The 8,063-nt window shown below is 50.3% G+C and carries 6 protein-coding genes and 2 pseudogenes; 6 read left to right on the top strand and 2 right to left on the bottom strand.

Annotated features, from left to right (window positions below):
- The 3 genes and pseudogenes from HP546_RS22105 to HP546_RS22095 form a co-directional block, all read left to right on the top strand.
- A pseudogene (locus HP546_RS22105) lies at positions 1-944 on the top strand (hypothetical protein); the annotation flags it as partial.
- Between the two features lie 55 nt (positions 945-999).
- Positions 1,000-1,581: an acyltransferase gene (locus HP546_RS22100; protein WP_172229435.1), complete on the top strand. Its 582-nt coding sequence runs from the start codon at positions 1,000-1,002 to the stop codon at positions 1,579-1,581.
- Between the two features lie 54 nt (positions 1,582-1,635).
- Positions 1,636-2,961, top strand: coding sequence for a GSCFA domain-containing protein (locus tag HP546_RS22095; RefSeq protein WP_172229433.1), 1,326 nt, complete (start codon positions 1,636-1,638; stop codon positions 2,959-2,961).
- 43 nt (positions 2,962-3,004) lie between these two features.
- Here the strand turns inward: HP546_RS22095 and HP546_RS22090 are convergent, their stop codons facing one another.
- A complete protein-coding gene (locus HP546_RS22090) occupies positions 3,005-4,111 on the bottom strand; it encodes a right-handed parallel beta-helix repeat-containing protein (protein ID WP_172229431.1) in 1,107 nt (368 codons plus the stop codon).
- A 243-nt stretch (positions 4,112-4,354) separates the two neighbouring features.
- On the opposite strand from HP546_RS22090, the gene kdsA reads away from it, so the two are divergent.
- Together kdsA and kdsB are read left to right on the top strand one after the other, a co-directional pair.
- Positions 4,355-5,197 carry a 3-deoxy-8-phosphooctulonate synthase gene (gene kdsA / locus HP546_RS22085; RefSeq protein ID WP_172229429.1) on the top strand — a complete coding sequence of 281 codons (843 nt, stop codon included), beginning with the start codon at positions 4,355-4,357 and terminating at the stop codon, positions 5,195-5,197.
- Positions 5,198-5,227: 30 nt separating this feature from the next.
- Positions 5,228-6,514 (top strand): 3-deoxy-manno-octulosonate cytidylyltransferase, encoded by a 1,287-nt coding sequence (gene kdsB / locus HP546_RS22080; protein ID WP_172229427.1) that lies wholly within the window; start codon positions 5,228-5,230, stop codon positions 6,512-6,514.
- An 89-nt stretch (positions 6,515-6,603) separates the two neighbouring features.
- Here the strand turns inward: kdsB and HP546_RS22075 are convergent, their stop codons facing one another.
- Positions 6,604-7,536, bottom strand: a complete 933-nt coding sequence (locus HP546_RS22075) for an SIS domain-containing protein (RefSeq protein ID WP_172229425.1) — start codon at positions 7,534-7,536, stop codon at positions 6,604-6,606.
- Between the two features lie 413 nt (positions 7,537-7,949).
- Here HP546_RS22075 and HP546_RS22070 point away from each other — a divergent pair.
- Positions 7,950-8,063: pseudogene (locus tag HP546_RS22070) on the top strand (transketolase); the annotation flags it as partial.

Here is an 8,063-nt window from a genome sequence, read left to right as displayed (position 1 = left end):
TTAAAGCTCGTACACTTGTGAGCACTAGTGTTAAAGAAACAACAATACAGAACTTAGCATCGGTTGAAATTTTCTTCCAGTGGGGCATCACTGAATCGAATACGAAGAAAAATCAAAAAGAGATTGCCACCCAGCTTTCTAGGCCTGTCGTATATGTAGAAGATGGGTTCATTCGCTCACTCGACATCGGCCTTGCCAAAGAGCCTGGGCTGTCTGTAATTCTAGACGACACAACCGCCTACTACGATGCAACTAAAATCTCAAGACTTAGCCGCCTTCTAGAAAGCGGACCTGAACTCACCCAGGCACAACTTGAGCGCAGCCGATCCGCGATCGACCTAATCGTCAAAGAACGTATATCTAAGTATAATCATGCACCCGACGTCCCTCTGACTATCGGCACTCCCGGCAGAAAGAAGGTCTTGCTCGTTGATCAACGCTTTGGCGACCAGTCAGTAGCATCAGGCCTAGGCTCAGAGGCTGCATTCAACAAGATGATACAAGATGTGTGCCGAGAAAGATCAGATTGTGATATTTTGATCAAACAGCACCCGGATGCAATTAAAGGCGGAAAGTCTAGTTACTTTAGCAATGAAAAACTTGCGTTTACGCAATATATGAACAACGTCTTCCCAATCCTCTTCGACATTAGTCCGTTTGCTCTATTTGACATTGTTGACGAAGTTTATGTGATGACTTCGGGAATGGGCTTCGAGGCCCTGATGGCCGGCAAAACAGTTCATTGCTATGGTATGCCATTCTACGCTGGCTGGGGAGCGACTGTTGACGAGCAGACACTACCGTCGCGCACAAGAAGCCGCACAGTGGAAGAACTCTTCCATTTCGCTTATATTGAGAGCAGTCGCTACTTTAGCCCTGAGCTGAATGGCCCCGCTGAAGTAGAGGACGTAGTCAAATACTTAGCCGCACTTAAGAAAAAATAAAATGCCGTACAGGGCGCCCTCATCGGCGCCCTTTGCATGAGGCGCTGGAGACAACATGAAGATAGTAAATCAAGAGACTAATGAAGTAATTGGGACTCCTGTAGCCAACGACAAATGCAGCCTCCTATTCAAAGGTCAAAATGCCAAGGTAGTATTTGGTAACAACGTAAAACTAACCAATGTAAAAATCATCTTCTCCGGCTCCAACGGCACATTGATTATCGAAGATGGCTGCCAACTAATTGGTGACCTTCGCATTGTAGGCACCGGAATTTTAACTATTGGTAAAAGAACTAAATTCAATAAACCATGCTGGATTCAGGCCTCTAACGGAACCTCATTGAAAATTGGTCAAAAGTGTCTTTTTGCCAACGTAAGAATTCGGACTTCCGACATGCACTCCATCATTGACCTCACCACCAATAGTCGTATAAACCCTGACGCGGACGTTATTATTGGCGATAGAGTATGGCTTGCCGAGAACACGAATATCTACAAAGGCGTATCAATTGGCAACGGTTCGATAGTAGGCGCAGGGTCCATTGTTACCCGGAGCACCCCAGAGAATTCATTGGCGGCCGGGGTACCTGCCAAAGTATTAAAATCAAACGTATCATGGGACGAAAAGCGCCTGTAAGAATTTTACTCAGGAAGCAACCTGTTTACGTCACGCGATCCGAGGAGCAAATTAATGGCGATTGAAGTAATTTCCGGCAAGGAAGCGATGAAGCTCCTTAAGGAAAACAAGAATTCGCGCTACCCTACACCTCAAATTAATAAAGAGCGCCTTTTTCCTTTCCCCAAACCTGAGGCTGCACCCAGCTTCACAATTAACGAAAATTCAAATGTATTTACAATGGGCTCTTGTTTTGCTCGAGAAGTTGACAAAGCATTATTATCCAGCGGATTCAATGTCATCTCTCGCAGCACCAACCTCTCAAAGGCCGTAGAGCGCTCTGGTGCCGATGAGAGCTTATATAACAAATATACAATCCACTCTATCGTTAATGAACTGCGGTGGGCCTTGGATCCTGCACATCCGTATGACCCAAAACGTGCGCTAGTTCAAATTTCTGAGGATAACTGGACTGACCCACAACTTGGCGGCAGCGCTTTCGCAGCCAGCTATGAAAGCATGTGCGAATTTAGGGCGTCGTATTGCGACTCGATTACAAGAGCAAAAGATGCCGACGTAATCATTATCACTCTGGGTCTAGTTGAAGCCTGGTATGATAAAGAGTCAAAGCTTTACCTTAACCTGGCTCCACATCCTCGCGCACTAAAAAACTCTCCAGAGCGATTTGAGATGCGAGTCCTCGATTACAACGAGATCGTATCCGAACTTGAAGAGCTCTATGCTATTACACAGCGATTCTGCAAGCCGGACGTAAAGCTACTTATTACTGTTTCACCCGTACCACTTCTGGCAACCTTCCGAGACCAGGACGTTCTAGTCGCGAACACCTATTCAAAAGCTGTGCAACGCGCAGCTGTAGAGTATTTCATCCGACAGCATAGCAACATAGATTATTTTCCAAGCTTTGAATTTGTTACACTTGGAGATCCAAACCATAACTGGTCGGGTGATTACCGCCATGTAAGCCCACACGTAGTGCAGCGCATTATGGGCAGCGTCATGAGCAAATACACTCAAGGCATAGATTTTCAGAAGAACATACTGTCATCTGAAATAAATTATCTCTACCAAAAAGAGCAGTATTCTGAAATAATCAGCCGATTTGAACAGGATCCTTCTGCCAACCTTACACTCACCGCCACCTATCGTACTGGACTTTCCTACAAGCATTTGGGTAAGACACATAATGCCTTTGGAATGTTCGAGCGCTGCCTGCAACTTGATGAAAGCTATAAACCAGCACTTCAGAATGCCTTGAGCGCTGCGGCACAGCTCGGACTCGCTGAGAAGTTCAACAAGTTACTAGCTGACCACGAGAAATACCATCCCGATGAGCTCGAGTTTAGAAAAGCAAAGCAGGCTCAAATGCTAAGCTCTTGAACCTTTTCGCAGTGGGGCTCTTAATGTGAGCCCCACTGCTGAATCATCTACACTGAGCCTCATCCGCACTACTGAGACCTGCACCGCCCTCAACTCTGTTCCCCACCGTCCTGTTACCATCAGGTTTAGCCGTCGCCACAAAAGGCATAACCACCGCGGCGCTACTCGGCACATCAAACCGATTACTAGATATCAAATTATTGTCACCCTCGACTCTAACCGATTCTCCATTTCGACAGAAGATATTATTTTTAATCTTATTATTGTTTGCATAATCCCTATAGTACTTACCATCTACAGACACAGGATCATCCCCACACTTCCACCTGCTCAGATCGCGACTCTGACGTGACGCGACCCACACCCCCACTTTTTCGTCTTTGAATACATTACTTTCAATCAAATTATCATTACTTGACTGCCATCTTAGCACCGCTCCTGGGCGATCAAATTTTTCACCGCAATTTTTATAAAGAAATATTGCACCCGCCGCGTTCTTCGAAAAAATATTCCCTTTCACTATGTTCCTTGCTGAGGAATCGATTGCCAACGCCTCACGATGCCCCTTAGGCTTATCAATACCACCGTTCTCAATAAACTTATTATCCACTATAGATATACCCCGGGAGCTTTGGCCTAAATAAACCCCAACTCCTCGAGACTTTGCAATGGTCGAACGCTTCAGAATCGAATTATTCACATATGCATTAAAATGCACGCCATTACCCCTCGACCCCGAAACTTCTAGCCCATCTAGGACTATATTACTGGGAGCTAGTGTATAGCTTTTATCACGATCCTTGGCTAGCTCCTCACCTGAAAGCCCACTAGTCACCATAACGGCAGCTTTATCATACCCGTGAAGCCTACAATTAGAGACCTCAACATTCTTCAATCCAACTCCTTTAATAAATATTCCGTACCTATCCCCTTCCCCCCCATACAGAGTCGCACCATTACACTCTAGCCTTGTATTGCTCTGAAGAATCTTGATTGTACCCTTGTAGGTGCAAGCTCCCTCAAGCTTTATAATCCCTCCCTGCTTAACAGGTTCGGGAATATCACAATCCATTGCAGATGCCCCTGCAGTTGAAGCTGCTAGACAGGCCACAATCATCGATAACACTGCGGAACTTTTTATATAAATCATGGCCATACACCTTTTTTGCTAATTATGCAGAATTCGCTTAACCCTTCAATGCAGCCATTCACACCACCTCGCGCCTACCCACCTGTAGTCGCCATAGCCATATCTTAAATTGATAACTCACGTCCTGAGTGCTATTATCCACCGTCAATTTTTTTGGCAGAGCAACAACGATGTCTCACAGGGAACTCAGTGAGTGACCGTGACTCCTTTTAGCTTCTTTTTATGCAAATATGAAGTGAACCTATGATCAAGATCACCCCGTCAATCGAATGCTCCAACTCCGCCCCTTTCGTCCTGTTCGGCGGCATTAACGTACTGGAATCCGCAGACCTGGCACTCACCGCCTGCGCAGAGTACGTTCGCGTCACCGAAAAGCTGGGTATCCCTTACGTCTTCAAAGCCAGCTTCGACAAAGCCAACCGTTCGTCCATCCACTCCTATCGTGGTCCGGGCATGGAAGAAGGCCTGCGCATTTTCGAGAAGGTAAAGGCTGAGTTCGGCGTACCGGTGATCACCGACGTTCACGAAATTTACCAGTGCGCCCCGGTTGCCGAAGTGGCTGACGTACTGCAACTGCCAGCGTTCCTGGCACGCCAAACCGACCTGGTAGTGGCACTGGCCAAGACTGGCAAGCCAGTAAACATCAAGAAGCCTCAGTTCCTTAGTCCTTCTCAGATGCAAAACATTGTGCACAAGTTCAAGGAAGCCGGTAACGACCAGCTGATCCTGTGCGACCGCGGTAGCTGCATGGGTTACGACAACCTGGTTGTAGACATGCTGGGCTTCGGCGTCATGAAGCGCACTTGCGACAACCTGCCAATAATCTTCGACGTAACCCATGCCCTGCAGAACCGTGACCCTTCCGGTGCCGCTTCCGGTGGCCGTCGCGAGCAGGTTGTTGACTTGGCACGTGCAGGCATGGCTGTCGGCTTGGCTGGACTGTTCCTCGAAGCCCACCCAAACCCAGACCAAGCCAAATGCGATGGCCCAAGCGCCTTGCCGCTGGACAAACTGGAACCGTTCCTGGCGCAAATTAAAGCCCTGGACGATTTGGTCAAGTCCTTCGCGCCGCTAACCATCTCGTAATTGGGTGTTGAGTAAACAAGGACTGTGACCATGGCAAGTTCTGAACAACGGGTCGCGATCGTCATTCCAGCGCGCTACGGCTCTACTCGCCTCCCAGGCAAGCCGCTGGCCGATATCGCTGGCAAACCGATGGTGCAGCACGTTTACGAACGGGCGCGGCAGGTTGCCAACGCTCAGGTAGTGGTTGTTGCTACCGACGACGAGCGCGTCGCACAAGCCGTGCGGGCTTTTGGCGGCGAATGCGTGATGACGTCGCCTGACCACCCTTCTGGCACCGATCGCCTCGCCGAGGTGATGAGCCAGGTTGATGCCGATATCTACATCAACCTGCAAGGTGACGAACCTTTGGTTCGCCCTGCGGATATCGAAGCACTGGCGGCGGGCATGCTGGCAGATGCCAGCGTTAACGTGGGTACTCTGTGCCACTCGATCGACGCCCATGAAGCCAGCAATCCAAATACCGTTAAAGTGGTACTTGCGACCAATGGTAACGCGCTGTACTTCAGCCGCTCACCAATCCCCTACCCGCGTGATGCTGAGGTAGTTACTTACCTGAAGCATGTTGGTGTGTACGCATACCGTCGGGGTGTATTGGCGGAGTATGCGGGCTTGCCCCAGCCGATGATGGAGCATGCCGAAAAGCTCGAACAACTTCGCTTGATGGCTGCCGGTTACACCATACGTGCCTATGTGGTTGAACCAACGGGTCCAGGTGTAGATACACCCGAATGCCTTGAGCAGGTGCGCGCAATCATGAGCGGCCAGCCACAAGTATTGAAGCCGGCATTGGCGGATATCCGCTTGGTTATCACTGATGTCGACGGCGTACTGACCGACGGCGGTATCTACTACGACGCTACTGGCGAATGCCTAAAGCGCTTCCATGTACGTGATGGCATGGGCATGCGCCTGCTGGAAGAAAACGGCGTACGCGTTGCTGTGTTGTCCGGGCGCGATTCGGCCACTCTGCGCAAGCGGGTTGCTGACTTGGGCGTCACCCTGTATCAGTTCGGTGTCAAGGATAAACTTGCAGCCTGTAATCAGCTAATGGCTGAGGCCGGTGTGACGCCGACACAGACCGTTTGCATCGGCGACGACTGCATCGACCTGCCTGCCTTCGCTGCATGCGGTATGTCTTATGCCGTTGCGGACGCACCGGCGTATGTCAAGGCAGCGGCAACGCGCACCTTGGACGCAGCTGGTGGCACGGGTGCATTCCGCGAACTGGCAGATGCCATTCTGCACGCTCAGGGCAACGCTGCAGTACTAGGTACAGCGGCGGGCTACGCACAAGTCATGGCTAAAATGGCGCAGTAAGCCTTACTGGCAACAAGGCTTTATCTAGCTTGTGCCCAAAAAAGGGCAGCCCCAGATAATCCGGGAGCTGCCCTTTTTTACACCCGGGATCAGTCGAAGATTTCGACTACACCAACGACATTCTTGTCAGAATCAGCCACTGCCAGCGCACGAATCTTGTTATCGCGCATATAGGCCTCGGCCTCAGACAGCTGGGCATCTTCCTGAATAGTGTGCGGATCAACTGTCATGAACTGGGCCACTGGCGCGTGCACAATGCTTTCATCGTCCAGCAGCGCACGGCGCAAGTCGCCGTCAGTAACAATGCCAACCAGCTTGTCATCATCCATTACCACTGCCAGACCCAATCGGCTACGAGTCATCACCAAGAGGCAATCGTGGAAGCTAGTTGTCGGAATAACAACTGGAGCAGGCGAATGCATGACGTCACGAACGCGGGTCAGCAGCTTGCGACCCAAGCTGCCGCCGGGGTGGTAACGCGCGAAGTCCATCGGTTTGAACTGGATCGCTTCGATCAATGCCACTGCAAGAGCATCGCCCATAGCCATTGTCGCTAGGGTCGAAGTTGTTGGCGCCAGGTTGTTCGGACAAACCTCACGCTCTACCGAAATATCCAGCCAGATATCAGCATGCTTCGCCAGAGTGGACTGACCATTGCCGGTCATTGCAATGATTTTATTACCGAAGGACTTGAGGCTAGGGATCAGCTTGATCAGCTCATCGGTTTCACCGCTGTAGCTGATCAGAATCAGCACATCGATCGGCTTGAGCATACCCAAGTCGCCGTGAAATGCCTCGGCTGGGTGCAGGAAGAAGCTAGGGGTACCAGTAGAAGCAAAGGTTGCTACCATTTTCTGGCCAATCAGACCCGACTTGCCCATACCACAGACAACGGTGCGGCCCTTGCAGCCAAGGATCAGCTCAACTGCATTCTGAAACTCGCCGTCCAGGCGATCAGCCAGCTGAGTAACAGCTTGAGCTTGGGCGATTAAGGCTTCTTTGGCGATGGTAAGATGGTTCATGTTCGTCCCTGACGATTGTCTAGTTTAACCGAAGGCGCGAATGTTAAGGTTTTTGCAACAGTAAGCAAAGTCAAAGTAGCGAAATCTGACTGGCGGGATGCCACTAGTTGGCCTCACAAGCCACGAAATATCTGCGTTTTCGTTTACGTGAGAGCCTCTCTCAGACACCACAACCCATGATGGCATTTAGATGTCATCTTGGAATAATCGCTTCCACGTGCGCCCTACCTGCACAAGCAGCACCTAGCAAATCTGTGAATATTTGCTCCTCGTAAGGCGCTTGCCAGACGGGCTTTCGTGCCTTGCCTGCTGTTCCCACCCACCGATCAACTTGTATCGGCTGTTGCCCACGCCACCTCCTTCCGCCAGAATGCCGCCTTTTTTGCCCCACCTTAATTGTCAGGAGACCAGCGATGCCCAGCCGTCGTGAACGTGCCAACGCCATTCGCGCCCTCAGCATGGATGCCGTGCAAAAGGCTAATAGCGGCCACCCAGGTGCCCCAATGGGCATGGCGGATATCGCCGAA

Origin of the sequence: Pseudomonas sp. CM25 (genome assembly GCF_013179705.1) — a bacterium.
In the GTDB taxonomy this organism is placed as follows: domain Bacteria; phylum Pseudomonadota; class Gammaproteobacteria; order Pseudomonadales; family Pseudomonadaceae; genus Aquipseudomonas.
Note: the sequence above shows the minus strand (reverse complement) of the source record. Positions and strands in the feature narration are given on the sequence as shown.

Coding starts and splice junctions, on each gene's coding strand:
- HP546_RS22100 (WP_172229435.1), top strand. CDS start 1,000: ATGAAGATAGTAAATCAAGAGACTAATGAAGTAATTGGGACTCCTGTA.
- HP546_RS22095 (WP_172229433.1), top strand. CDS start 1,636: ATGGCGATTGAAGTAATTTCCGGCAAGGAAGCGATGAAGCTCCTTAAG.
- HP546_RS22090 (WP_172229431.1), bottom strand. CDS start 4,111: ATGATTTATATAAAAAGTTCCGCAGTGTTATCGATGATTGTGGCCTGT.
- kdsA (WP_172229429.1), top strand. CDS start 4,355: ATGATCAAGATCACCCCGTCAATCGAATGCTCCAACTCCGCCCCTTTC.
- kdsB (WP_172229427.1), top strand. CDS start 5,228: ATGGCAAGTTCTGAACAACGGGTCGCGATCGTCATTCCAGCGCGCTAC.
- HP546_RS22075 (WP_172229425.1), bottom strand. CDS start 7,536: ATGAACCATCTTACCATCGCCAAAGAAGCCTTAATCGCCCAAGCTCAA.